The organism is Vibrio olivae, from assembly GCF_042428525.1.
Lineage (GTDB): Bacteria > Pseudomonadota > Gammaproteobacteria > Enterobacterales > Vibrionaceae > Vibrio > Vibrio olivae.
The window spans coordinates 444,470-470,189 of sequence record NZ_JBHMEP010000001.1 but is presented as its reverse complement, the minus strand read 5'-3'; the positions used below and the strand labels follow the sequence as shown (position 1 = coordinate 470,189).

The 25,720-nt window shown below is 46.6% G+C and carries 20 protein-coding genes; 11 read left to right on the top strand and 9 right to left on the bottom strand.

The window, feature by feature from the left end; all coding sequences use genetic code 11:
• Nucleotides 1-29: 29 nt before the first annotated feature.
• Both ruvC and focA read right to left on the bottom strand, forming a co-directional pair.
• The gene (gene ruvC / locus ACFFUV_RS02225) at nt 30-551 is read right to left on the bottom strand and encodes a crossover junction endodeoxyribonuclease RuvC (protein WP_390189352.1); all 522 of its coding nucleotides are present in this window, start codon (nt 549-551) and stop codon (nt 30-32) included.
• Nucleotides 552-1,180: 629 nt separating this feature from the next.
• Nucleotides 1,181-2,023 (bottom strand): formate transporter FocA, encoded by an 843-nt coding sequence (gene focA / locus ACFFUV_RS02220; RefSeq protein ID WP_390189351.1) that lies wholly within the window; start codon nt 2,021-2,023, stop codon nt 1,181-1,183.
• Between the two features lie 223 nt (nt 2,024-2,246).
• On the opposite strand from focA, the gene ACFFUV_RS02215 reads away from it, so the two are divergent.
• The 3 genes from ACFFUV_RS02215 (at nt 2,247) to ACFFUV_RS02205 (ending at nt 4,124) form a co-directional block, all read left to right on the top strand.
• A complete protein-coding gene (locus tag ACFFUV_RS02215) occupies nt 2,247-2,480 on the top strand; it encodes a TIGR02647 family protein (RefSeq protein WP_390189349.1) in 234 nt (77 codons plus the stop codon).
• A gap of 149 nt (nt 2,481-2,629) precedes the next feature.
• The gene (locus ACFFUV_RS02210; RefSeq protein WP_390189348.1) at nt 2,630-3,451 is read left to right on the top strand and encodes an NAD(P)H-binding protein; all 822 of its coding nucleotides are present in this window, start codon (nt 2,630-2,632) and stop codon (nt 3,449-3,451) included.
• Between the two features lie 10 nt (nt 3,452-3,461).
• Nucleotides 3,462-4,124, top strand: coding sequence for a YdcF family protein (locus ACFFUV_RS02205; RefSeq protein WP_390189346.1), 663 nt, complete (start codon nt 3,462-3,464; stop codon nt 4,122-4,124).
• Nucleotides 4,125-4,214: 90 nt separating this feature from the next.
• On the opposite strand, the gene clpA is transcribed toward ACFFUV_RS02205, so the two are convergent.
• Both clpA and clpS read right to left on the bottom strand, forming a co-directional pair.
• Nucleotides 4,215-6,485 carry an ATP-dependent Clp protease ATP-binding subunit ClpA gene (gene clpA / locus ACFFUV_RS02200; RefSeq protein ID WP_390189345.1) on the bottom strand — a complete coding sequence of 757 codons (2,271 nt, stop codon included), beginning with the start codon at nt 6,483-6,485 and terminating at the stop codon, nt 4,215-4,217.
• A 47-nt stretch (nt 6,486-6,532) separates the two neighbouring features.
• A complete protein-coding gene (clpS, locus tag ACFFUV_RS02195; protein WP_390189344.1) occupies nt 6,533-6,853 on the bottom strand; it encodes an ATP-dependent Clp protease adapter ClpS in 321 nt (106 codons plus the stop codon).
• Nucleotides 6,854-7,327: 474 nt separating this feature from the next.
• Here clpS and cspD point away from each other — a divergent pair, with 474 nt between their 5' ends.
• Nucleotides 7,328-7,549: a cold shock domain-containing protein CspD gene (gene cspD / locus ACFFUV_RS02190; protein WP_390189342.1), complete on the top strand. Its 222-nt coding sequence runs from the start codon at nt 7,328-7,330 to the stop codon at nt 7,547-7,549.
• A 67-nt stretch (nt 7,550-7,616) separates the two neighbouring features.
• Here the strand turns inward: cspD and ACFFUV_RS02185 are convergent, their stop codons facing one another.
• Complete coding sequence (locus tag ACFFUV_RS02185) at nt 7,617-9,839, bottom strand: NADP-dependent isocitrate dehydrogenase (protein WP_390189340.1); 2,223 nt, start codon at nt 9,837-9,839, stop codon at nt 7,617-7,619.
• Nucleotides 9,840-10,027: 188 nt separating this feature from the next.
• Between ACFFUV_RS02185 and ACFFUV_RS02180 the strand changes: the two genes are divergently transcribed.
• Nucleotides 10,028-10,810 carry a pseudouridine synthase gene (locus ACFFUV_RS02180; protein WP_390189338.1) on the top strand — a complete coding sequence of 261 codons (783 nt, stop codon included), beginning with the start codon at nt 10,028-10,030 and terminating at the stop codon, nt 10,808-10,810.
• 78 nt (nt 10,811-10,888) lie between these two features.
• On the opposite strand, the gene aspS is transcribed toward ACFFUV_RS02180, so the two are convergent.
• Entirely contained in the window at nt 10,889-12,667 is a 1,779-nt protein-coding gene (aspS, locus tag ACFFUV_RS02175) for an aspartate--tRNA ligase (RefSeq protein ID WP_390189337.1), read from the bottom strand.
• A gap of 274 nt (nt 12,668-12,941) precedes the next feature.
• Here aspS and ACFFUV_RS02170 point away from each other — a divergent pair, with 274 nt between their 5' ends.
• From ACFFUV_RS02170 to ACFFUV_RS02145, 6 genes are all read left to right on the top strand, one after another.
• Nucleotides 12,942-13,808, top strand: coding sequence for a DUF72 domain-containing protein (locus ACFFUV_RS02170; RefSeq protein ID WP_390189335.1), 867 nt, complete (start codon nt 12,942-12,944; stop codon nt 13,806-13,808).
• Nucleotides 13,809-13,904: 96 nt separating this feature from the next.
• Complete coding sequence (gene cmoA / locus ACFFUV_RS02165) at nt 13,905-14,633, top strand: carboxy-S-adenosyl-L-methionine synthase CmoA (protein ID WP_390189333.1); 729 nt, start codon at nt 13,905-13,907, stop codon at nt 14,631-14,633.
• 37 nt (nt 14,634-14,670) lie between these two features.
• Nucleotides 14,671-15,642, top strand: a complete 972-nt coding sequence (gene cmoB, locus ACFFUV_RS02160; RefSeq protein WP_390189332.1) for a tRNA 5-methoxyuridine(34)/uridine 5-oxyacetic acid(34) synthase CmoB — start codon at nt 14,671-14,673, stop codon at nt 15,640-15,642.
• A 193-nt stretch (nt 15,643-15,835) separates the two neighbouring features.
• Entirely contained in the window at nt 15,836-16,600 is a 765-nt protein-coding gene (locus ACFFUV_RS02155) for an ATP-dependent zinc protease family protein (RefSeq protein WP_390189330.1), read from the top strand.
• Between the two features lie 9 nt (nt 16,601-16,609).
• Entirely contained in the window at nt 16,610-18,118 is a 1,509-nt protein-coding gene (locus ACFFUV_RS02150; protein WP_390189328.1) for an inactive transglutaminase family protein, read from the top strand.
• A gap of 2 nt (nt 18,119-18,120) precedes the next feature.
• Nucleotides 18,121-19,095, top strand: a complete 975-nt coding sequence (locus tag ACFFUV_RS02145; protein WP_390189327.1) for an alpha-L-glutamate ligase-like protein — start codon at nt 18,121-18,123, stop codon at nt 19,093-19,095.
• Nucleotides 19,096-19,218: 123 nt separating this feature from the next.
• On the opposite strand, the gene mukB is transcribed toward ACFFUV_RS02145, so the two are convergent.
• The 3 genes from mukB to mukF are packed head-to-tail and all read right to left on the bottom strand — an operon-like array spanning nt 19,219 to nt 25,719.
• Nucleotides 19,219-23,673, bottom strand: coding sequence for a chromosome partition protein MukB (gene mukB / locus ACFFUV_RS02140; protein ID WP_390189325.1), 4,455 nt, complete (start codon nt 23,671-23,673; stop codon nt 19,219-19,221).
• Entirely contained in the window at nt 23,670-24,401 is a 732-nt protein-coding gene (mukE, locus tag ACFFUV_RS02135) for a chromosome partition protein MukE (protein ID WP_390189323.1), read from the bottom strand. Before mukE ends, mukB begins: the two co-directional genes overlap by 4 nt.
• On the bottom strand, nt 24,382-25,719 hold the full coding sequence (mukF, locus tag ACFFUV_RS02130; RefSeq protein ID WP_390189322.1) for a chromosome partition protein MukF: 1,338 nt from the start codon (nt 25,717-25,719) through the stop codon (nt 24,382-24,384). Before mukF ends, mukE begins: the two co-directional genes overlap by 20 nt.
• Between the last annotated feature and the right edge of the window lies 1 nt (nt 25,720).

Here is a 25,720-nt window from a genome sequence, read left to right as displayed (position 1 = left end):
TGGATAGATAGCCAGTAAAAGCAAGTCAGTTAGCGATATCGTCCTTTACGTGCTGAAGTCGCTCTTCCCGCAAGGGCCACCATGGTTTTATTGGTATTCGCATGGCAGATAGCCACACCAAGCGCATCGGCGGCATCGGCTTGAGGCTTGGCTGGCAACTTTAGCATATGTTGAACCATATGCTGCACCTGGACTTTATCCGCCCCACCCGTGCCAACCACAGCTTGCTTGATCAATCGAGCCGCGTATTCGTAAACCGTCAAATCGGCATTGACGGCAGCAACAATCGCACTCCCACGTGCCTGCCCTAACTTCAATGCTGAATCCGCGTTTTTGGCCATGAACACCTGTTCAATCGCGAACACATCAGGCTGAAACTGGGTGATGATTTCGGTGACACCAGCGTAAATTTGCCTAAGCCGACCAGGAAGTGCTTTTTCCGAGGTACGAATACAACCACTGCCCAAATAATGTAAGTGTCTACCCTGCTGACGAATAACACCATAACCTGTAATTCGTGAACCTGGGTCGATACCCAAAATAATGGTCATATACTGCGCTCGGTAACGTTAACTAATGGTTGTGTATCTTATAGCAGAGGTTCACGCGGGTCGAGAGTCACCGCCTTAGCTTGGGACTTTACTTAAAAAACACGATGGATGGATTCAATACAATAATTTGTGACGTGACTTTAAGCTCGCTAAAAAGTTGAAGGTGTTATTTTTTAACCAATTTCGGTAATTTTTCCTACTTCCTCAATTTTATTATGCGCCAAGTTTTATGAAATATTTTGCTATACGTCTTGTATGCGAGATAGAGTAAATAAATATTTTCTTATAAAACAAGAAAGTATACCCTCATCCCGAAAATAAGACTTTTTATAAACAGACAACATTTAAACAAATTATTATCCACAGAATCTGTGGATAACCACTGGGATGAGTCACTTTTCATGTCACTTATTATCCTTGTCGTTAAAAATTAACCACAAATTAAAATGACGTCGACTCGATATTAAGCGGTGATAGCAAAGACTAAACGTGGTGAAGAGAAAAACATACCAAAGCCAGTTTGCAGGGGAGAGATAGAGACGGAATAAAGGTTATATAGGTGTAACACGGCGAATTCAGCAGCCAAATCATGGTTAGACTGCTAAATTCGTACCACTGGTCACGAGCAATTAGCGACGCAAATAGATCATCCAATACCACATTGCCACAAAAACACCGCCGCCAATAATATTACCTAGCGTGACAGGAATGAGGTTATGAGTAATAAAGTGAATAAGATTCAAATCTGCGTAGTCAGCAATATTCGCACCTGTCATTTGCCAAAATGACTCAGGAGCAAAGTATTTGATACCAATCGCCATTGGAACTTGGAACATGTTTGCAATGCAGTGTTCAAAACCCGATGCAACGAACATAGCAACCGGGAGAATCATGACCACGATTTTATCTGTTAATGAACGACCACTGAATGTCATCCACACCGCGATGCAGACCAAAACGTTACACATAATGCCCAATGCGACGGCTTGGAAGAAACCGTGATGCATTTTGTGCTGAGAAATGGCCATCGCATTAAGACCGACCTGACCGCCATCGAACATATATTGACGTGCAACCAGCATGCAACCAACGAGCAACAGTGCACCGCATAAGTTACCCGCGTAGACAACAAGCCAATTTTTTATCAGTGTTTTCCACGTGATTTTACCACTGGCACGAGCAACTAAGGTTAACACTGAGCTGGTAAATAGCTCTCCACCCGTGACCACCACTAAGATCAGACCTAGGCTAAAAACCAATCCGCCAATCAAGTGCGTCATCCCCCAAGGCAGTTGAGAGGCCCCGGTTGTCACAGTGGTATAAAAAATAAACGCAATGCCAATATGAATACCTGCTGAAACAGCTAATAGAAAAGATTTATTCGCAGGTTTGGTGGCTTTGCCGACGCCTACTTCTGCAGCGCGTTCCGCCGCTTGAGGCGGCAATAGTGAATCAAATTGATTAAAATCCATACTTTAGTAACATCTTGAAACATTTATCGGGAGCGCGAATAGTCTCTCCAATTTGATATAAATACAAGATTTAAGTCACATTAAATTTTAATTTTTTTCGTGGCGCGAATTTTATCGCGAAACACGCTATGCCGTATCTAGATAACACTATCGAAACTAGGGACTTGCTCGAAGTCCGGGTTACGATTACTGTCGAGATAGCGATATAAAAAAGGAACGCCTTATGAAATTTACCGCCGAGCATCTTTCTGAATTGAACCTGCTGCTGCAATTTGATTTACGCAGTTCTGCAACAGGAATTAAAGTTCATAGTGACGCTGATAGTGACATTCAACAAGCCGTCACTCGCCTGTTTAATAAAGGTCTATGCACCGCACCAGACGGTGGCTACCTCACTGATGAAGGTATCGTGATTGCCGAACATACCGACAAAATCCTCCATGTGCTAAGCCAATAATCTCTGTGTAGGAGTCAAATCGGCTCCTATTTTCCCCGTTCATGACCTTTCGCCCTCTCTCTTTTTCAAGCTCTTAAAACTCACCATGACGTGATTCAATGATTTGATTACAATAAGTTACTCATGTAATCAGGCCATAAGGATAAGGTATGCAAAATATCACCATCATTGGTGCAGGTTGGCTGGGCTTACCTTTAGCTCAGTACCTGAAAACCATTGGTTTTAAGGTTAGCGCGACTCGACGAACACCATCAGGTATCGACGAGTTAACGCATCAGAATATTGAAGCAATTACCGCAGACTTGGCACAGCCGTGTAGCGAGCTAGAACAATACCTATCTGACAATGACGTCGATACCTTGATCGGCAGTTTTCCTCCAGGCTTTCGCAAAGATGGCGGAGAAAGCTATCCCACACACTGGGCAAATCTGATTAATATTGCACGTCGCTGCAAGGTAAAAAAAATCGTTATGGTAAGTAGCACCTCGGTTTATCCATCAGTCGCTGAGGATATGACTGAAGAAAAGGCATCACTCGCCTTAGCAGTAGAAGAGGAATCGTTTGATGACAAAGCCAAAATTCTGCTGGAAGCCGAACAACATGTCATCAGCAGTGGTTTGGAATATGCAATTGTCCGCTGCAGTGGTTTAGTTGGGCCAAACCGTCACCCTTCAAGATTTGCGGCTAAGTTGCCAAGCGTGAGCTGCTCTGCCCCTGCCAATATGATCCACCTACAGGACGCCATGGGTTGCATCAGTTTTGCCGCTGCCAATATCACCAATCAAGTGGTCAATGCATCGACGCCCAATACAGTCAGTAAGGAGGCATTTTATCAGCAAGCTCTGGATAATGCGGGACTCTCCGACACACTGCCAACCGTGGTTGATAAACCCGATAAACGAATTGTCTCAGATAAGATCATACAACTCGGATATAAATTTCATTTTAGCCATACACTAGAATTGGTTTAGTGGAGTCATCATGTCAAAACCTCTCTATCAGCACATCGAAACGCTTTGGGACTACATGCAACTAAAGCAGTTACTTACTCAAGCAGACTGCATTCTGGTTTTAGGCAGTAACGATGTTCGTGTTGCGGCGTATGCTGCACAGCTTTATCACCAAGGTTTGGCTCCTGTTATGATCTTCTCTGGTGGTCGAGGTCGATTTACTCAAGATTTTACGACATCCGAAGCTGAAACCTTTGCTCAAGTGGCCATTGACCTTGGCGTACCGCAGCAAGATATTTTACTCGAAACACAATCCACCAACAGCGGCGAAAATATTCGTTTTAGCGCGGCGTTGATTGAGCAACACGGCCTTCAAATCCAATCCGTTTTGCTGGTCCAAAAACCGTATATGGAACGCCGAGCACTCGCAACATTTCAGCGTCAGTGGCCAAACTCTGACGTTCACGCTTCGGTTACGTCAACAGGCAGCGATTTCTATGACTTTTGCAATGAGCAGCTATTGATGCCAGAAGTCATCGATGCTCTCATCGGTGACTTTGAACGCATAAAACACTATCCCGCTAAGGGCTTTCAAGCAGAGCAAGAGATTCCCGATGAAGTCGAAGAAGCTTACCAAGCCCTGGTCAGCTTTTATCCGCGTGATGAAGATGCTCTGTCGTGCTTATTGCCATAAGTGGCAGCCTGTAGAACACAATTTCTTCGTGACAATAAAAAAGCCGAGGTAATCACCTCGGCTTTTCATTACTCCTAAGAGCATCAATGATTAATGGACAGCGGCTTCTTCTTCATTTAGAAAGTCAAACACCAACTCGTCATCTTTCAGTGTTACTTTCACGGTACCGCCGTTGACTAAGGCGCCAAACAGCAATTCATTTGCCAACGGTTTCTTAAGCTGCTCTTGAATAACACGTCCCATCGGGCGTGCTCCCATCGAGCGATCGTAGCCTTTAACCGCGAGCCAGTTACGTGCGTCTTCAGAGACTTCCATCGATACGCCACGCGCATCCAACTGTGCTTGCAGCTCGACAATGAATTTATCAACCACCTGATGAATCACTTCTTCATCCAAGCTATTAAACCAGATGATGTTATCCAGACGGTTTCTGAACTCTGGCGTAAACACTTTCTTGATTTCTGCCATTGCATCAAAGCTGTGGTCTTGCTGAATCAAACCAATTGATTTCTTCACGGTTTCAGACACACCTGCGTTAGTTGTCATCACCAGAATCACGTTACGGAAATCCGCTTTACGACCATTGTTGTCGGTTAACGTACCGTTATCCATGACTTGCAGTAACAAGTTAAAGATGTCTGGGTGCGCCTTTTCGATCTCATCAAGTAACACCACAGAATGTGGATGCTTGATGACGGCATCAGTCAATAAACCACCTTGGTCAAAACCAACGTAGCCTGGAGGAGCACCAATCAAGCGACTCACTGAGTGACGTTCTCCGTACTCCGACATGTCAAAGCGAAGGAGTTCGATACCCAACAACTTAGATAGCTGTAAAGTCACTTCCGTTTTACCTACCCCAGTCGGGCCTGCAAATAGGAACGAACCAACCGGTTTGTTCTCAGCACCCAACCCTGAACGGGAAAGCTTGATGGCTTCACACAGCACGCTGATTGCAGGATCTTGGCCAAACACCAACATCTTCATTTTCTCATCAAGAGATTGAAGTACGTCTTTGTCGGTTGAAGACACAGACTTCTCTGGAATACGCGCCATTTTGGCAACCATTGACTCAATGTCAGCAACACCCACTGTCTTACGGCGACGGCTTGCTGGTGCTAGACGACTTCTAGCTCCCGCTTCATCAATGACATCAATGGCTTTATCAGGAAGATGACGCTCATTAATGTATTTGGCAGAAAGCTCTACCGCTGCACGCAGTGCTTTGTTGGTATAACGAACCTCGTGGTGTGCTTCGTATTTGGTTTTGAGGCCCATCAAGATCTTGGTCGTATCATCCAGTGAGGGCTCGACAATATCGATCTTTTGGAAACGACGAGAAAGCGCACGCTCCTTCTCAAAAATACTGTTGTATTCTTGATAGGTTGTCGAACCAATACAGCGTAATTTACCACTACTTAATAGTGGCTTAATCAGATTCGCGGCATCGACTTGGCCACCAGAGGCGGCGCCTGCGCCGATGATGGTATGAATCTCATCGATAAACAGGATCGCGTCTTCTTCTTTCTCAAGCTGTTTGAGAATGGTTTTAAAACGTTTCTCAAAATCACCGCGGTATTTGGTTCCTGCAAGCAATGAACCAATGTCAAGTGAATAAATAACACTTTGTTTGATAATATCCGGCACTTGGCCTTCGACGATGCGCCAAGCCAACCCTTCGGCAATGGCGGTTTTACCGACACCAGCTTCACCGACTAACAACGGATTATTTTTACGGCGGCGGCATAGGACTTGGATGGTACGCTCAAGCTCTTGGTCACGACCAATTAATGGGTCAATGTGACCTTGCTTTGCCACTTGGTTAAGGTTGGTGGCAAAACTTTCTAAACGTTCTTCCGAATTGCTCTCTTCGACACTATCACTACTAAAGGAATCAGGACCTGTTGGGTCTTCACCCGTACTGGATGCCTTAGTAATACCGTGTGAAATAAAGTTAACGATATCCAAACGGCTAATATCGTTTTTCTTCAATAAGTAGGCAGCGTGAGATTCTTGTTCACTGAAAATCGCGACAAGGACGTTAGCACCAGTGACTTCACTGCGACCCGAAGATTGTACATGGAATACCGCGCGTTGAAGCACGCGTTGAAAGCTAAGTGTTGGCTGAGTCTCGCGAGTTTCATCGTTTTCTGGAATCAGCGGGGTTGTTTGGTCAATGAAAATATCTAGCTCGTTACGCAAAGTATCGATGTCTGCTTGGCAAGCCATTAACGCTTCTCTTGCTGCATCGTTTTCTAACAACGCTAACAGGAGGTGCTCGACGGTCATAAATTCATGTCGTTTATCTCGGGCGCGAGCAAAAGCGCCGTTCAAGCTCGACTCTAATTCTTTGTTAAGCATAAGGACCTCCTTTAAGGAATCACTTTGTCATTGTCATTCCGATAGCATCAAGCTTGTTCCATGGTGCAGAGTAATGGGTGCTCATTTTCCCTAGAATACATTGTCACTTGTGCCACTTTTGTTTCCGCGACTTCAGCCGTAAACGTACCGCAAATCGCCTTCCCTTCATAATGTACTTTAAGCATCACTTGAGTCGCTTTATCTATGTCCATTGAAAAAAATCGCTCAAGGATTTCGATGACAAAATCCATTGGAGTGTAGTCATCGTTACACAAAACCACGTTATACATAGCTGGTGGTTGAACTTTAGTTTTTTCTTTCTCCAGAAGGTTTGAGTCTGGAGTAACCCATTCGAATTGCTTACTCATAATAGTTAATAACAAAGAGTGTTTCGATGTTCAATTTGTATCGCTTCCGCATTGATTTTAAGTGGGATGAATCTCTTAACTCAGCGCAAAAAGACCAATTTGAAAAACGCCCTTATTAAGAGACTAATGCAGCAATGGTATCGCTGCAAATAAAAGATTTCTATATCACGTATGCTTTAGACTAAATGCTTAAAAAGCGAACAACAAGCTATTTCGGTACTGAATGAGTGAATTCCAATCTTGTAAACGCATCAGTTAGCAAAATGTAAAGGTTGCAAGCAATTTGTTTGCAAATATGTCGCTGTTAATACATTTTTCCTATTGACTGTGTTCCATCATTGGCTAAATTGGTCAAATAGTGACTAAAAATTTGGCAGCGGCTAAATGACTATTCACTTATAAGCAGTGTCCTTTTTATTTTAGGGCGACTACTTTTAACAACTTCAGTAACAAAATGCATGAGGGATGTAAAGCATGGCTACAGGTACAGTTAAATGGTTTAATAACGCCAAAGGATTTGGTTTCATCTGCCCAGAAGGAGAAGACAGTGACGTATTCGCGCACTACTCCACCATTCAGATGGAAGGCTATCGAACTCTAAAAGCTGGCCAACAAGTCACTTTTGAGGTAGAGGAAGGGCCAAAAGGCTATCACGCAAGTGAAGTGGTGCCTGTTGAAGGTCAACCAGTCAAATAATCGCTGCCCAGTTAAGTGTTGTAAAAAAACCCGCCAAAAGGCGGGTTTCTTTGTTTCTACGATGAGCTTAACCAATAATTTGGTTTAGCGTCGCACTTGGACGCATCACTGCCGCCGCTTTTTCAAACACGGGCAGATAGTATCCGCCAAGATCAGCAGGAGTACCTTGTGCGCCATTGAGCTCTTCAAGAATTTTCGCTTCGTTTTCCACCATCGCTTTGGCAATCGGTGCAAACTCTGCGGCTAAGTCAGCATCTTTGGTTTGTGCTGCCAACGCTTGAGCCCAATACATGGCTAGGTAGAAGTGGCTACCACGATTATCGATTTCACCTACGCGGCGCGACGGTGATTTATTGTTGTCTAGGAAATCACCCGTTGCTTTATCTAGCGTATCAGCCAACACCTGAGCTTTCGCGTTATTCGTCGCGGCAGATAAGTGCTCCAAAGAAGCCGCGAGAGCCAAGAACTCACCCAACGAATCCCAGCGAAGGTGATTTTCTTTTTCAACTTGTTGGACGTGCTTAGGCGCTGAACCGCCTGCTCCGGTTTCAAACAAACCACCACCATTCATTAATGGCACAATCGACAGCATTTTCGCCGACGTTCCGAGTTCTAGAATTGGGAACAAGTCAGTTAGATAATCACGCAGTACGTTACCTGTTACCGAGATGGTATCTTCACCACGCTTGATGCGCTCTAGTGAATACTTACAGGCATCAAGTGGCGCCAAGATCTTAATCTCTAAGCCGGATGTGTCGTGATCTGGCAAGTACTGGTTTACTTTCTTAATCAACTGCGCATCATGAGCGCGGTTTTCATCTAACCAAAATACTGCTGGTGTGCTGGTTGCGCGTGCACGATTAACCGCCAGTTTGACCCAATCTTGAATCGGTGCATCTTTCACTTGGCACATACGGAAAATGTCGCCTTGCTCAACGTTTTGCTCAAGCAGAATATCACCATTTTCAGACACAACACGTACCGTACCCGCAGCATCAAGAATGAACGTTTTATCGTGAGAACCGTATTCTTCTGCTTTTTGAGCCATCAAGCCAACGTTTGGCACACTGCCCATGGTTGTCGGATCAAACGCGCCATGTTGCTTACAAAAATCGATTACAGCTTGGTAGATGCTCGCGTAGCTGCGATCAGGAATCATAGCTAGCGTATCTTTTTGGCCGCCATCAGGCCCCCACATCTGACCCGATGAGCGCAGCATTGCAGGCATCGACGCATCAACAATCACATCACTTGGAACGTGCAAGTTGGTGATGCCACGGTCAGAATCGACCATGGCGAGTGGCGGTTGTGTTTTGTATACGTCATCCAGAGCCGCTTTGATCTCAGCTTGCTTGTCTGCAGGCAGAGTTTCGATCTTCGAGTAAACGTCACCAATACCGTTATTAACATCAACACCAAGCTGGTCAAATAACTCACCGTATTTTTCAAATACGTCTCTGTAATAAACCTTAACGGCGTAGCCAAAAATAACTGGGTCTGAGACCTTCATCATGGTCGCTTTGAGGTGAAGAGAAAGCAAAACGTCTTGTTGTTTTGCTGCTTCTATCTGCTGTTCAAAGAAAGAAATCAATGCATTTTTGTTCATCACTGACGTATCAATGATTTCTTTTTCAAGCAATGGGAACAACGGTTTCAACTCTTTGGTTGCACCATCTTGACCGACGAATTCAATTTTTACTTTTGTCGCCGTATCAATAGTGACCGATTTCTCGCTACCAAAGAAATCGTTTTCTGTCATGCTTGCAACGGACGACTTTGACTCTGCGCTCCACGCCCCCATTGAGTGTGGGTTTTTCTTCGCGTAGTTTTTCACTGATAGAGGCGCTCGGCGATCAGAGTTACCTTCACGCAACACTGGGTTCACCGCGCTGCCTTTAATTTTGTCGTATGTCGCTTTAATCGCTTCCTCTTCGTAGCTTGAAGGTTCCGCTGGGTAATCTGGGAGGTTATAGCCTTTTTGTTGCAGCTCTTTAATCACCGCGCGCAATTGCGGAACGGAAGCTGAGATGTTTGGCAATTTAATGATATTTGCTTCTGGTTTCTGTGCCAATTCACCTAACTCAGCCAACGCATCTCCAATGCGTTGCCCTTCTTTCAAATGCTCTGGGAAGTTAGCGATCACTCGGCCTGCCAATGAGATGTCACGCGTTTCAACATTAATACCCGAAGACGCCGTAAAAGACTGAATGATCGGCAGCAGTGAGTAGGTCGCAAGAGCTGGCGCTTCATCGGTAATCGTGTAGATGATTGTAGGTTTTTCTGTAGGCATGAAATTTCCCTATTGTTCTAACAGCACCATGAATGATTGATGCTGAGTGAATGGCCGCTGGGCAAGCTGGTATCATCCTCTCTAAGCTTGCACGCGATTGATGTTTTTTTACGTCTCAGCTGTCAAAGACAGCAAATTCCATGAGAACTCGTTATAATTAAACAAAACCAAGATAATAGTCTATTATCTTGTTCGTCAATCCTGTATTTGGGCGCGCAAATAATAGCGCAAATCGCGCCAGCTTAAAACTTCCACATACAGTTCATTTACATTTTTGCAAGGTAGTTAACATGTCACCTCGCTCTTCTCGAGCCCATACACGGAAAAGTCATTCTCCCTCTTCCCCGCGATTAAAACGTCAAAGCCAAGACAAAAGTAGTGCAAAACACCGCTCTAAACCGCGCACTCAAAAAACACGTGTTCGCCCAGAAGACCGTAAAATTATTGCCTTTAATAAGCCTTATGACACATTAAGCCAATTTACCGATGGGGATGGAAGAACCACACTCGCCGACTATATTGATATCAAAGGCATTTACGCAGCCGGACGCTTAGACCGAGACAGCGAAGGGCTGATGATCCTGACCAATGACGGTATCCTTCAAGCGAAGTTGACTCAGCCCGGTGAAAAGTCGCCCAAGACTTACTGGGTACAGGTCGATGGCTCACCCACTGAACAAGACTTAGATAAATTGCGTTCAGGGGTGGAGTTAAAAGATGGGCTAACGCTTTCCGCCAAGGTCGAGCGCATTCAAGAGCCAAGTGTCTGGCCGAGAAATCCACCTGTGCGCTTTCGCGCTCACATTCCCACTACGTGGTTAGCAATCACTATCGTTGAAGGACGTAATCGCCAAGTCCGTCGCATGACTGCACACATTGGATTTCCCACTCTTCGACTTATTCGTTACGCAATGGGAGACGTCACCTTAGATGCACTTCAGCCTGGGCAATGGAAAACAATCACCCTCTAAGCCAAGCGCTTGTTTTAGAGCTTTTGAGACAAAAAAAACCGCTGAATCATCAGCGGTTTTTTCTAATCACGTTTAACGTTACTCTGCATCTTTATCTTTAGCGGCAGTCACAGCAATCGCTAGCTCTTCAAGTGCCGCAGGGTTTGCCATACTTGGCGCATCCGTTAACAGACACGCAGCTGCCGTTGTTTTAGGGAATGCAATCACGTCACGGATGTTCTCCGTACCACAAAGTAGCATCACTAGACGGTCAAGACCAAACGCAAGGCCTGCATGTGGTGGCGTACCGAATTTAAGCGCATCGAGTAGGAAGCCGAATTTCAGTTGTTGTTCTTGCGCATCAATGCCTAGCAAGTCAAACACTGCCGCTTGCATAGTGGCATCGTGAATACGCACCGAACCGCCACCCACTTCATAACCATTTAGTACCATATCATAGGCATTCGACAACGCTGATGAAGGATTCGCTTTCAGCTCGTCTGGCGTCATGTTAAGCGGTGACGTGAATGGGTGGTGCATTGCCGCCACATTGCCTTCTTCATCCGCTTCAAACATTGGGAAATCAATCACCCATAGTGGCGCCCATGCTGACGTGTCCGTTAACTCGAGATCTTTACCCACTTTCAAACGTAACGCACCGATGGCTTCAGCAACGACGTTCGCTTTATCTGCACCAAACAAAATGATATCACCCGTTTGTGCCCCTGTACGTTCAACAATTGAGGTAATAATCTCTTCGTTGAGGAACTTCGCAACTGGTGATTGAATGCCTTCCATGCCAGCAGTAAGGTCGTTAACTTTCATCCACGCTAAACCTTTCGCGCCGTAGATAGCAACAAATGATGTGTACTCATCGATTTGTTTGCGGCTTAGCGAAGCACCACCAGGAACGCGAAGTGCTGCAACGCGACCATCTGCATCGTTCGCCGGGCCTGAGAAAACTTTGAATTCAACGTCTTTAAGCAAATCCGCTACGTCAACCAACTCAAGTGGGTTGCGCAGATCTGGCTTATCGCTACCAAAACGACGCATGGCTTCTGAGTAAGGCATGATTGGGAATTCACCCAACTCAACGCCTTTGAGTTCTAGCCACATGTCACGGATCATTTTCTCTGTCACTTCACGAACTTGTTCGGCGCTCATGAATGACGTTTCGATATCGATTTGAGTAAATTCAGGCTGACGGTCAGCACGTAAGTCTTCATCACGGAAACATTTCACGATCTGATAGTAACGATCAAATCCAGACATCATGAGGAGCTGTTTGAACAGCTGAGGAGATTGAGGCAACGCGTAGAAGCTCCCCTTATGGACGCGACTCGGTACCAAGTAGTCGCGTGCGCCTTCTGGCGTCGCTTTTGTCAATACTGGCGTTTCGATATCCAAGAAGCCGTTTTCATCGAGGAAACGACGCACAAAGCTTGACGCTTTTGCACGCAACTTAATGCGGTCGCTCATTTCAGGGCGACGAAGATCGAGATAACGGTATTTTAGACGCTGTTCTTCTGAGTTCTTTTGATTAAAATCGAGCGGCAAAACGTCTGCACGGTTGATGATCTCAAGACTTTGAGCCAAGATTTCCACTTCACCCGTCGCCATATCCTTATTCGCTTGGCTATCTGGACGCGCGTTAACCACACCGGTCAATTTGATACAGAACTCATTACGAAGCTGGTTTGCTACCGCATACGCATCCGCCATATCTGGATCAACCACCACTTGAACAATACCTTCGCGATCTCGCATGTCGATAAAAATCAGACCGCCTAAATCACGGCGACGATTAACCCAGCCGCATAATTCTACAGTTTGTCCCGCCAGGGACTTGTTCAGGTGACCACAGTAATGGGTACGCATAGTGAATTTCCCAATCTCTCGTTTGATTAATAATTCCAAGTTGCTCAGCGATAGTCGGAGCAACATTAAGCTGTCATTTATACGCTGAAAGTCGAACAAAATCGATATATCAGCGGACAAATTGTTGTCTTTTCTGTCGATTGAACAAGCTTTCGGCTACAAACTAGCCAAAATTAAGTGCAAGTGACAAATATGCGCCGATTATAGCGTTAAATTACACAAATCTTCAAAACTGCCGTAAAGTATGGGCTACCATCAATGACCTCACTTTGCGATGCAAGATTTACCCATTCGACTCGGCTTAACCATGTGGTCTCATGCTCAGTGGCAAAGCACATTTTACGGCAGCGGTACCCAACCCGCGCAGAGGCTTGAACGCTATGCCAGCGTTTTTCATACTGTGGAAGGCAACACGACATTCTACGCCACGCCGTCGGCAAATACGGTACTAAACTGGCGCGCAGCAACCCACGATGATTTTCGTTTTACATTTAAGTTGCCCAAAGCCATCACCCATCAGCATATGCTTAAACACGCTCAACCTATGTTGACCGAATTTTTGCAAGTGATGGCACCGCTTGCTGGGCGCGTTGGTCAATGGATGATTCAACTCCCTGCTGCTTTTGGCCCGGAGCATCTATCGCAGCTCCAGCAGTTTTGCCGTCTGTTTCCTCAAGATGTCCCGCTTGGTGTTGAAGTTCGCAATATGGCTTTTTTTGCGAAGGGAGACGCCGAGCAACGTCTCAATCAGTGGCTCATCGAATCCGGCATTGACCGCGTTATTATGGACAGTCGCCCCGTGTTTGCTGCGCCGCCGAACACTGAAGCGGTTATCGACGCTCATCAAAAGAAACCTAAGGTTCCCGTACATGCTATCGCTACCGCGAAAAGCCCGATGATTCGCTTCATAGGCCACCCACAGCGTGCAGACAACTTGCCATTTTTTAAAGCTTGGGAGAATAAGCTGCCAGATTGGATTGAGCAGGGCAAACAGCCTTATTTGATGATCCATACTCCGGATAATATTGAGGCGCCGCAGTTAGCACGAGAGTTGTATCAACAGCTTAGCCAAAATATTCTTTTACCGGACTTAGCGCCATTTCCCGCCGAAGGGAATGCGCCACAACTGAGTATGTTCTAGCGATCGCAGGGTGATAATGACACCGAGGTAAATTTGCCCTAAAATACGCGCCTTTTCCGTTTCGCTGTATCAAGTTTACGCCCTGTGAGAGACATCATGAGCAATAAAGACGCTATCTTTTCTGCACCGATTGATAAAATTGGTGACTTCACTTTCGACGAACGAGTCGCCGAAGTTTTTCCGGATATGATCCAACGCTCAGTACCAGGGTACAGCAATATCATTTCAGCGATTGGTATGTTGGCAGAGCGTTTTGCCAAACCCAATACTAATGTTTATGACCTCGGCTGTTCATTAGGGGCAGCAACGCTATCAATGCGCAGACATATTGACAAAGACGGCTGCAAAATTATCGCCGTCGATAACTCGTCAGCCATGGTCGAACGCTGCAAACTTCACATCAATGCTTACCGTTCTGATACCCCTGTCGACGTGTTGGAAGCGGATATTCGCGATGTGGACATTCAAGACGCCTCTGTCGTCGTCCTCAATTTCACCCTGCAATTTCTTTCTCCCGACGATCGCTATGCGCTACTTTCAAAAATCCACGCTGGATTACGCCCTGGTGGCATTCTGATTCTCTCGGAGAAGTACGTGTTTGAAAACGCGGCCGCCAACGAACTTCTGATTGACCTTCATCATGACTTTAAACGCGCAAATGGTTACAGCGAACTCGAAATCAGTCAAAAGCGTAACGCCATCGAAAACGTACTACGTCCAGATAGCATTGCCGACCATAAGCAGCGTTTTGAGCAAATAGGTTTCTCAAGTAATGAAGTCTGGTTCCAGTGTTTCAACTTTGGTTCAATGTTCGCGATTAAGTAATGGCGTGAGTAGTTGTTTTTAATTAGGTAATGATTTGATGTTTAACTTTGGCAATTTTTATCAGCTGATCGCGCAAGAGCCGCGTTTACAATCCTGGCTTAATACGCTGCCACAGCAACTTACTGACTGGCAAAATACCCCACATGGCGATTTTGAACGTTGGTTGCGTGCGCTTAAAAAAATCCCTGAAGGAGCAGCCCAACACATCGACCTCAAAGACTCGGTGTCCTTAAGCCATGAGCAACCGCTGGCAGAGGGTGAAAAGAAAAAGCTGGAAAACTTGCTGCGTACTTTCCATCCATGGCGCAAAGGCCCCTATACGGTTCATTATATCCATATCGATACCGAGTGGCGCAGCGACTGGAAATGGGAGCGACTCTTACCACATATCAGCCCGCTGAAAAATCGTACTGTGCTCGATGTTGGCTGTGGAAACGGCTATCACATGTGGCGCATGCTCGGCGAACAAGCACGGCTGTGTGTCGGTATCGACCCATCACACCTTTTTTTGGTGCAGTTTGAAGCCATTCGCAAGCTAATGGGTGATGACCAACGTGTGCATTTGTTGCCTTTAGGCATTGAGCAACTACCGCAACTGGAAGCGTTTGATACGGTATTTAGCATGGGAGTGCTTTACCATCGACGTTCTCCGCTCGACCACTTGATTCAGTTAAAAAATCAGTTGGTTTCTGGCGGTGAATTGGTCTTAGAAACGCTGGTGATTGACGGCGATGAAACATCTGTTCTGGTGCCAACCGACCGCTACGCTCAAATGCGCAATGTATTTTTCTTCCCTTCGGCACGCGCACTGAAAGTGTGGCTCGAGCAATGCGGCTTTGACGATGTACGCATTGTTGACGAAAATGTTACGTCAGTTCACGAGCAACGCACCACCTCATGGATGACCCACAATTCACTGCCTAACTACCTTGACCCGAACGACCCGAGTAAAACGGTCGAAGGCTACCCTGCTCCTCGCCGCGCAACTCTTATCGCGCGCAAACCATAATTGACAGAAAATTAACGCACTTTTTGACTATTCAGGTAGGCTAAGCTAATACAAATTGGGGATGTATTTATACATCCTCATTTTGGGCTAGCCAAACTTTGATTCACGTTCCAAATGAATAAGTTGTGGCAGCTAAGGGATATAAGTAAACTTCTAATTTTGAAACCATCTACGTTCATCACTAAGGTTTTCGATGTTTAAACAATTGACGCCCGTTCTCGCTGTCGCCCTGCTTTCAGGTTGCGTATCAACGAAAACTGAGCAGTATCATCAAGAGTCATTAGCCGCCATCAAGTCAGTTGAAACCAACCTATCTCGTCAGGTTGATAGGCTGGAGCTTAAAATCAGTAATCAATCCGAATATATCGAGAGTCTTGAGTACGAAATCGACCAACTCAATGAGCAAGTTGAGCACTTTGGTACAAAAACCCTAAGTCATCTTCGTCAAGATGAATCTAGAGCTGACGAAACCCCTGATGCTTCCCCCGAACCTATCGCCTCTATCCCTTCTAATGAAGTGGTTCTCGGTGCCATTGAGCGAGTGACCATCGATGCCATTCAGCAAACTTTTGATGCGCGAGTCGATACCGGTGCTGCAACTTCGTCTTTAGATGCATCTGATATCGAAGAATTCGAGCGCAATAGCAAGACTTGGGTACGTTTCCATCTCACTGATATTGATAACAAAGAAGCAGAACAAAACTGGATTGAAGCCCCCGTGGTTCGCTTCGTGCGAATTCGTCAAGCAAGTAGCTCAGAAGTGGAACGCCGCCCGGTGATCGAGCTTTGGGTTAAAGTTGGGAAAATCCACGAGAAAGCACAGTTCACTTTGGCGGATCGCTCTCAAATGAGTCATCCTGTATTGCTTGGACGAGAATTTATTCGTGATATCGCCGTCGTAGACGTGAGTCAAAAATACATTCACACCGAAAAAACCGATAAGAAAGAACAACAATAAAGGCTTATTATGACGTCAAAGGTCCCCTTTTATATATCAGTCCTACTGCTTGTGGTGGCTGGTATCGCCCTCAGCGTATTCAGACACCAAACTTATGCTGTGCCATGGACTCCTGGCGAAACTCGCCAAGTTTGGGATATCGAAGCTCGCATAGAGTTTACCGCCCAAGATAAACCCGTCAAAGCCTCATTGGCTGCACCACAAACCCAAGAAGGGTTTACCTTAATTAATGAATCTTCATCCTCGTCTGGCTACGGCATCGCTTATGTCAATACCGATGTGGGTCGCCGCGCTGAGTGGACAGTTCGTAACGCCAAAGGGCCGCAGATCATCTACTACAAAGCGCAGTTTTTGGTCGACCCTCAAGCCAAAGTTTCTATCAAACCGCCAAGCCAAGAGATCGTCAAACCGACATTTGAAGGCCCAGTTGAAGCTGCGGTAATTGCTCTGATTGATCAAGCTAGCCAACGCTCCGCAGATGATCCGACACTAGCGCGTGAGTTGATTAAAGCGCTGAACGATCAAGACAACCAGAACTCGGCATTGCTGCTTAACAACATGACGAAAGTCGACGCTGTCGATAAGATTCTTGCCTACGCAGACATTCCAAGCAAAGTCGTTGGCGTGATTGAACTTGAAGATGGACGTCGTCGACAAGTCCTTCAGTTGATGAACCAAGTCTGGGATGGCGAACGTTGGGAACTGTTTAATCCAGAGTCAGTGGAACAACAAATCAATCCTAATATTTTGGTTTGGGATCAGTCCAACGTCTCCCTGCTTGATTTGATTGGTGGCCAAAACAGCCAAGTTCATTTCTCGATGATTTCTCAGGAAGTGACTCCACGCCAAGCAACCAGTGATAAAATTTCCGCCGACGGTCTATTGAACTTCTCGATTCATAGCCTGCCGCTTGAAGAGCAAGCGATGTTTAAAACCATCATGCTGATTCCAATTGGTGCTCTGATTGTGGTGTTCCTGCGCGTCATTATCGGCTTAAAAACATCCGGTACCTTTATGCCCGTATTGATTGCCGTGGCTTTCGTCCAAACCCAATTAATGACCGGTATTATCGGATTCCTGCTGATTGTCGGGACAGGCCTCATCATACGAAGTTACCTCTCGCGGCTTAACTTACTCTTGGTCGCGCGAATATCGGCGGTGATCATTACAGTGATTTTGATCATCTCAGTATTTACGGTCGTCGCTTATAAGATTGGTTTAACTGAAGGTCTCTCCATTACCTTCTTCCCAATGATCATCTTGTCATGGACCATCGAGCGTATGTCGATTCTGTGGGAAGAAGAAGGAGCGAAGGAAGTGGTTATGCAAGGTGGCGGTTCCTTACTTACCGCGATCTTGGTGTACCTCGCGATGACCAGCAGCTACATCCAGCATCTGACCTTTAACTTTATCGGTTTACAGCTGATTGTACTCGCAGGTATTTTGCTACTGGGTACTTATACTGGTTATCGTTTAACCGAGCTACGACGCTTTAAGCCATTGGCTGAGGAGGACTAACAATGTTTTCCCTCTCTCAGTACACAACCCCTAGTCGCCTGCATCATAAAGGCATCATGGGAATGAACAAGCGCAATCATAGCTACATTGGTCGCTATAACGATCGCTCGAAGTACCCACTGGTTGATGACAAACTGAAAACCAAGATCATCGCTCAGGAAGCGGGCTGCACCGTACCGAAATTGATTGGCGTTATCGCCAATCAAGCTGAGGTGAAGCGTATCCATGACATGGTCAAAGGTTGGCCTGGGTTTGTTATCAAACCAGCACAAGGCAGTGGTGGCAAAGGCATTTTGGTGGTGACCTCTCACAAAGACGGCGTTTACACCAAACCGTCTGGTGCCACCATTAGTTCAAGTGATGTGGAGCGACACATTAGTAATGCGTTGGCAGGGTTATTTTCGCTGGGCGGTAAAAACGATGTTGCCGTTGTCGAAAACTTAATTAAGTTTGATGATTGCTTTGACGGTTTCAGTTATGAAGGCGTGCCTGATGTGCGCATTATCGTCTTTAAAGGTTACCCAGTTATGGCGATGATGCGTTGTTCTACTGCCGCCTCTGACGGTAAAGCCAACTTACACCAAGGCGCCGTTGGTGTGGGGTTAGATATCGCCACTGGACAAGCCGTGCGTGCCGTGCAATTTGACCAACCGATTACCCACCATCCAGATACCGGCAAAGCACTTTCGACGCTTAAAGTGCCGCATTGGGAGCGTTTGTTGATTTTGGCTTGCAGTGCTTGGGAAATGACTGGATTAGGTTATATGGGCACCGACATGGTCTTGGATAAAGACGAAGGGCCAATGGTCCTTGAACTCAACGCTCGCCCAGGGCTCGCGATTCAAATTGCCAATGGCGCAGGTTTACTGCCTCGTCTGCACCATATCGAAAGTATGGGCACCCAAGCCGAATACCCAAAACCCGCTGAACGTGTTGCCTACGCCGCCGCGCAATTTGGCGCCAAGAAGCAATTCTAGCTAGAGACATAATCAAAAGCCGCGAATTCTATCGCGGCTTTTTTGTGGGCGTTCATCACTGACCCCACGCCAGTATTGAGTCGAGCACAAAAAAACGCCCTTTAAGAAGGGCGTTTTTAACGATTAAGCTTGCTCCATTATCGCCTCTAGAGCATCTTGCTTCGGTGCTTGGCCAAACCCTTTGAGACCAACGACGTGAACGTGTTCATGGTCTTTAAACACTTTACGTACGAGTTTGTAGGTTGTGCCTTTTTCCGGGCTGATGTTTTCTGGCGCAGCAATTAATAATTGCATATCCAAACGGTCACACAGCTCAAACAAGGTAGAAATGGACTTGGCATCAAGACGCGCGGCTTCATCTAGGAACAACAAACGACACGGCACGATATCTTTACTGCGCAAACGGCGAGATTCTTCTTCCCAACTTTGAACAACCATTAACAGAATTGACTGACCAGTACCAATCGCTTCACCGGTCGAAAGCGCGCCAGATTCGGCTTGCAACCAACCGTCAGAACCTCGGTTCACTTCAACACTGAGCTCCAAGTAGTTACGGTAATCCAGTAACTCCTCGCCAAGCACCTGTGGTGAACGCTGCCCCATATCAATGTGTGGGTTAACGCGTTGGAACAGTTTGGCCATCGCTTCAGAGAACGTATAACGCATGCTTTCAAACAGGTCTTTGTGTTGTGACTGCTGATCGGCAAGCCCCGCAAGTAACGTCTCATGGCTTTCACGTACTTTGACATTCAAACGCACACCTTTGACTTGACCAAATCCAATATTCGACAGCCCTTGGTTAAGCATACGAATGCGGTTTTGTTCACGCTGAATGGTTTTCTTGATGATACTCGCCACTGACTCAGAACTGATTGCCAAACGGTTTTCACGTTGCGTCAATTCTTCCGTCAAGCGTGCCAGCTCCACTTCCATCTCTTCAATCGCTTCAACCGGATCATCGGTGTGGATGATATCTTGGCGAATACGTTCGCGCAGATGCTGATACACCGCAATGTAGAACAATACCTTGCGCTCCGGATGCGCCGTGTCTTCTGACAAGCGCAGTGCGTCACGTAAATCATCATTATCCGCGACAGCCAAACGCAGAGCACCTAGAGATTTATCCGACATCGAACGTAATTCACCCGCAGACAAATAAGCCAGCTCGCGCTTGTGCAGTCGGCGTTCAACATCATGCTCACGCGCTAAGCGCAACACCGAACACCAACCGGCTTTGGCCGCCACCACAAAAGTTCGCAGGTCTGCGTAATCCTTTTGGATTTTTTTCAGGCGTTTCGCCAAACTCTTCATTTCAAGCTCAGTCGCGGTGATGGTGCGTTCATACTCACTTTTACGTGAACGTGAGCTGTGTAAGCGCTCGTGAAGTTCATCACGGCGACGAATTGCACGCTCTTGTGCGCCTTCATCCGCTGTCACACCATACTCTTGGAGTTCTTGCTTGAACTCCTGCACGGTCTCAAGTTTCGCTTGATGCGAGCTCTTGAGTGATGCCAGAACTTGGTGGTATTGACTCAGCTGCGATTGATGTTGCTTGAGCGCTTCACGGCTCGACGTACGGCTACGCTCTGCTTCAACCAATTTGGCTTTCAATTGCTCACTAAGCTCGCTACTTTGGTTCAGTAAATCAACCGAGTCGGCGTAGCTAAAGTAATGACGACGTTCCACCAAATCAGACAACGCAAAGATTTGCGTTTTCAAATTCTGTAACGCTTGGTCAGCTTGCTGGTACTGGCTTTCTAAGGCATCAAACTGCTCTGGGTCTGTGTCTAAAGCAGACACTACCGGTTCTAACTGAGAGAGCGCTTTTTGGTGCTGATTTAAAAACGCTTTGTGTTCAGAAAGCTCGGATAATTTATGTTCCAGCTCGGCAAAGCGTTCACTTAACGTCTCGTCTTCAAGCAGCGACATATGAGGGGCAATTTTATCCAATTTGACCAACGCTTGTTTACTGCTGGTTAATTGACCACGTTGCTGCTGCTCTTGATTATCTAAGTCAGTTAACGCTCTGGCTAATTGATTTCGCTGGTCGCGGCGCTGCTGAATCGCTTGTTCTGGGTCCGCATCAAACGCAATATGGATGTGCTGCGCGACAAATTGGTTAAATGCTTGGTACAGGCGCTGCAGCTTTTGTGAATCAAAAGCGGCTTTCGCGTGCTGCTCAACCACCTCTTCCAATTGTTCACGCAGTAACTCTAAACGCTGCTCGCGAGCAGCGCGGCCAAACAATGGAATTTCCGGGAATCGAGAGTAACGAATTTGCCTATCATTAAGGCGCACGCATACCGCTCGTTCGAGCTCTTCGGCTTGCATTGCACTGTCATCAAAAGCATCGACATCACCTTCAATGATGTAAAGATCCTCTGGACAATCGTCTAAATCGACAAGCTTATCTTCGATATCCGTTAGATCAGATACCACAATCGCATGACGTGCAGGACCATACATCGCGCTGAAATAAGGCGCATCCTCTAATGTGATGTCGTCATAAATTTCGGATAGCAACACACCGCCCAGAGTATCGGCTAACCCTTTAAGGCGCGAGTCATTCGACCCACCGGGTGATGCAAGATGTTCAATCTCTTGCTCAAGTTGAGCTCGACGAGTCGCTAGCTGCTCTTTTTGCCCCGTTAGCTGACGCTCATTTTCCAGAACCACTTGCATGTGGCGCATCACAGACTGACTGTCTGCCAACGCTTCACCGCTTTGCTGTTTAAGGTTATCTAATGCATCGCTCGCGGCGATCCATTTAGGCGCCGCGGCTTGCAAACGCTCAATCTCTGCGCGGTGTTCTTGATCAAGACGACGTTTTTCACTGCGTTGTTCGCGCAACAGCTCATAATCTTGTTCAAGCGATTCGATGTGATGAGCGTGTCGTTCACGCTCTTGCTCGAGGCTCAGTTCATCATCAAGCGCAATCTGATGCTGCTGTTGATACTCATCACGCCACTGCTTCACCTGCTGTTGCTGCTGAATCTGACGTTCCAACTCACGATGTTGAGCACGCCATTGTGATTCATTTTGCACTAATTGCTCGGCACTACGAGCGCGTTGCAACGCTTGCTTACCCGCAGCAGACGCCTCAGCGCGACTCACGTCGCCAACAATGGAGCGAACTAAGCTCAGCGCCGTTTCAAATTGCTGCGCGGCGGCAGACGACATGTCCAATTTGTGTTTGAGTGCGAGAACTTCGTTGGTACGTTCATTTTGCTGATGTTTAAGCTGGTTCACCAAGTTCATGGCACTTTCAGCGGTTAAGCAGTTGTCGTCCAAGAGTAAGCGAGCCTGTTCTAATGCTTGTACCGCTTGTTGGTACTGTAATGCTCGGGTTTGCTGGACATCCAATGCTTGCTGATAATCCGCCAACTGACTTTTTAGACTATCGACTTCTTCTTCGGCTAACGTTGCCTGCTCTTCAGCCATCATGGTGCGTTCTTGTGCTTCCTCGACCACCATGGCTTGCTCTTCAAGACGTTCATTCAGCTCTTCCAAGTCTTCTTGGTAACGCTCAATTTTCTCCTGTTGACGCAGTGCATTTTGAACCAATTGCAGGTGGTCGGACGCCGATTGATAATCTTGTTCCAATCCTTCTTCTTGCTCGACCAACATCGCGAGTGCGTCTTGCGCTTGGTTGAGCAGTTGGTTGTTTTCAATCAACGTTTCGCGTGACTGGAACAGTTCACCGCGCAGTGATAACGTCTGTTCAAGTTTATTACGGCGATCGTTCGCGTGACGCATGTAGTCAGCGGCTACGTAATTGGTGGACTCCGTGATCAAATGTTTAAACAAGTCGCGATCAGATTGGGTCGTTTTGATGGCTTCAAGCGTCATGCGATTCTCACGCAGCGCCGATTCCATATCTTGGAATGCTTTTTTCACCCCACCATTTTGTGGCAGTAAGTAGTCTCGCAATGAGCGCGTAATCGCACTAGAAATACCGCCATACAATGACGCTTCGATTAAGCGATAGAACTTAGAGCGATCGCTACTGTTGCGTAGTTTTCTCGGAAGCACACCAAAATCAAACATTTGAGTATGGTAGTCGACCACAGAGTTGAACGCTTTAAAGCTCGCGCCTTCGTAAGTGAGAGCGACGTCTTTCACTTCGTTAATTTGACGCACACGCGCTTGAGTATCAGACACCGACTCAATAAGTACATCGGTTGGTTTGACATGGCTTGGCAAGCCTTGAATTACGAATGGTTTGATGTCGACTTTTTTATCTCGTCCAGCGACTTGCTGTAGCTTAACCGCAAACAATAAACGCTGATGACGCGAGTTAACCACATCAAGCGCAGCGTAACAGGCGCCAGGCTGTAGTTTACCGTACAGGCCTTTATCGCGAGACGATTGGCTACTCCCTGCTTCCGTGGTATTACGAAAGTGCAGTAAGCTTTGATCAGGAATCAATGCCGTAATAAACGACGCCATGGTTGTGGATTTACCCGCCCCGTTACCGCCCGATAATGTGGTCACCAGATCATCAATATCGAAAGTACGCGCAAAAAAGCCGTTCCAGTTGACCATGGTCAGCGATTGATATTTACCTCGTTCAATCATGCGTCACTTTCCTTTTGTTCTTCGTCTTGCAGCTCATCTTGTTGAGCTTGTTCGCTGTCTGCGAGTAGGTTACCTTGATTTGGCTCTGCGTCATGTACGACCGCTTCACCATCTCGAATCAGGCGCAGTTGCGCGTCGCGCATATCATCACCAACTCGAACATCGGCGCCAAATCGAAATACCGCTTCGCTAATACAAAATTTTCCCGTTTCCCCCACATTGATGACCATGCCTAAACGGCGTAAGCGACGTAGTGAAGTACGAACTTTTTCAAATAGTTTTTCTTTATCAAGATCCGACCCTGTGGCACGGTGCGTCACCAGACGCATGAGCTTTTTCTCATCGGTTAGCGCCAGCAGCTCGTCATACAACTCTTGATTGGTAAAGATCCCCTCATGAGCGAGGCGTTCAGGGCTGAGGTAAAGGAAACATAATACCTTCCCAACCAACATATCGAGCTCTGACAAAACGCTGCGGTTGATGAGCGATGTAGAACGCGGACGCAAATAGAAAAAACCTTCTGCAGCCTTGACTAGCTCGGTGTTATAACGTTGATAAAACGCAGCAAGCTCTGGTTCAAAATCGCAAAGCAGTGCGTGATTATCTAAATCCTCACTGGAGATATGACGCCCAGCGCGTAACAAGCTGTCAAGCGCTGGGAACAGTGGGTTAGAAATCGCTTTTGCCAGTTTTTCTGGCATATATTCATTAATATCTGTTGATGACATTTGCTTGTACCTTTGCACCAAAATCGTTGATCGCTGTCCAGTCTGGTTGAATTGCTTGGTAATCGGATTCCGAATACCCTAAGCGTACCGCCTGGTCGACAATAATTCTGGCGAGATCAAAGTGATGAGTTTGAGGGTGCTCGGCCAGGTAATCACGAAGAACCGACCCCAAATCAATGGGTGTTTTGTCCTGCTTGTGTACCGCGAGCATGTCACCAATTCGCTCAGAGAGCTCATCATTGACTTGTTGAAATTCTTCATATTCGACTTCGAGTGGCACGTGTCCCGTCACTTCGTCATTACGAAGGACTAACGCTTCATCTCGAAGGTCCATCAATCGCTCAGCGTCGGCAAACGTCAGCAGCCATGGAGCATCAAAATACTCTTTGAGTGACTGGCGCAGACGTGTACTAAACGCACGATTTTTATCCATATCAATCGCAGTTCGAATAAATTTATGCACGTGGCGATCATAGCCAATCCATAAATCAATCGCTTGTTGGCCCCAACTGGTAATGCGGTCGAGCTTCATTTGCAAGCCAAACAAGGTCTCATCGATGATGTCGAGTTCGGGGTCCCCATGCACACGTTCTTGAATATCCAAAATCTGGGTTTGAAGCTCATCCCCTGCCGCTTGCAAGGTGTCTTGCAGTTCTTTTAACGTCGAGGAGGTTTCGGACAACAACTGTTCACAGTTATGAATCGCTTCGCGCCAGTCTTTGTTAAGCAGTTCGGCGATTTGCTCTTTCACTGTTTGCTGTTGCTCATCCATAACGCGTTGGTTGAGGTCAATTTGGTCGAAAATCTCGCCAACGGAATACCGTAACACGCCGTAAACGTTTTTCTTCCAATGGCCAGCCGTTCCCCCCTGCTGAGCAGCTTCAACGGCTTTCGCCATTTCACCCGCCAGCATCGAGAGCTGGATTGAGAGTTTGAGTTTAGAAAATTCACGGTGGCGCACATAGTAGTCGGTAATACCGACGGCCAGTGGTGAGAGACGATAAATACTGGCTCCGTCGTTAATTTCACTGGTAAAGCGGCTAATCAGACGCTGTTTTACCAATTCATTAATCGCATTGTTCGCTCGAAATGCCGAAGGCTCACCCGTATCTTCAAAGAGTCGCGTAACGATAGTGAACGCATCGTGCAATTCCCCTTCGCCTAACTCTTCGTCGTATCGCTCGTTGCTTAACACCGCAAGAGAGATCAAAAATGCTAACCGTTCGTTGGTAAGATTTAATGAGAAATCGTGTTGCTTGACCCAGCCCACCAACTCGTCAATTGGCTGGCTAGCAGCGTCCTGAGTTATCTCACTCATT

Bases quoted from the DNA above. Each gene is read 5' to 3' on its own strand.
- ruvC (WP_390189352.1), bottom strand. From the start codon at position 551: ATGACCATTATTTTGGGTATCGACCCAGGTTCACGAATTACAGGTTAT.
- focA (WP_390189351.1), bottom strand. From the start codon at position 2,023: ATGGATTTTAATCAATTTGATTCACTATTGCCGCCTCAAGCGGCGGAA.
- ACFFUV_RS02215 (WP_390189349.1), top strand. From the start codon at position 2,247: ATGAAATTTACCGCCGAGCATCTTTCTGAATTGAACCTGCTGCTGCAA.
- ACFFUV_RS02210 (WP_390189348.1), top strand. From the start codon at position 2,630: ATGCAAAATATCACCATCATTGGTGCAGGTTGGCTGGGCTTACCTTTA.
- ACFFUV_RS02205 (WP_390189346.1), top strand. From the start codon at position 3,462: ATGTCAAAACCTCTCTATCAGCACATCGAAACGCTTTGGGACTACATG.
- clpA (WP_390189345.1), bottom strand. From the start codon at position 6,485: ATGCTTAACAAAGAATTAGAGTCGAGCTTGAACGGCGCTTTTGCTCGC.
- clpS (WP_390189344.1), bottom strand. From the start codon at position 6,853: ATGAGTAAGCAATTCGAATGGGTTACTCCAGACTCAAACCTTCTGGAG.
- cspD (WP_390189342.1), top strand. From the start codon at position 7,328: ATGGCTACAGGTACAGTTAAATGGTTTAATAACGCCAAAGGATTTGGT.
- ACFFUV_RS02185 (WP_390189340.1), bottom strand. From the start codon at position 9,839: ATGCCTACAGAAAAACCTACAATCATCTACACGATTACCGATGAAGCG.
- aspS (WP_390189337.1), bottom strand. From the start codon at position 12,667: ATGCGTACCCATTACTGTGGTCACCTGAACAAGTCCCTGGCGGGACAA.
- ACFFUV_RS02170 (WP_390189335.1), top strand. From the start codon at position 12,942: ATGCAAGATTTACCCATTCGACTCGGCTTAACCATGTGGTCTCATGCT.
- cmoA (WP_390189333.1), top strand. From the start codon at position 13,905: ATGAGCAATAAAGACGCTATCTTTTCTGCACCGATTGATAAAATTGGT.
- cmoB (WP_390189332.1), top strand. From the start codon at position 14,671: ATGTTTAACTTTGGCAATTTTTATCAGCTGATCGCGCAAGAGCCGCGT.
- ACFFUV_RS02155 (WP_390189330.1), top strand. From the start codon at position 15,836: ATGTTTAAACAATTGACGCCCGTTCTCGCTGTCGCCCTGCTTTCAGGT.
- ACFFUV_RS02150 (WP_390189328.1), top strand. From the start codon at position 16,610: ATGACGTCAAAGGTCCCCTTTTATATATCAGTCCTACTGCTTGTGGTG.
- ACFFUV_RS02145 (WP_390189327.1), top strand. From the start codon at position 18,121: ATGTTTTCCCTCTCTCAGTACACAACCCCTAGTCGCCTGCATCATAAA.
- mukB (WP_390189325.1), bottom strand. From the start codon at position 23,673: ATGATTGAACGAGGTAAATATCAATCGCTGACCATGGTCAACTGGAAC.
- mukE (WP_390189323.1), bottom strand. From the start codon at position 24,401: ATGTCATCAACAGATATTAATGAATATATGCCAGAAAAACTGGCAAAA.
- mukF (WP_390189322.1), bottom strand. From the start codon at position 25,719: ATGAGTGAGATAACTCAGGACGCTGCTAGCCAGCCAATTGACGAGTTG.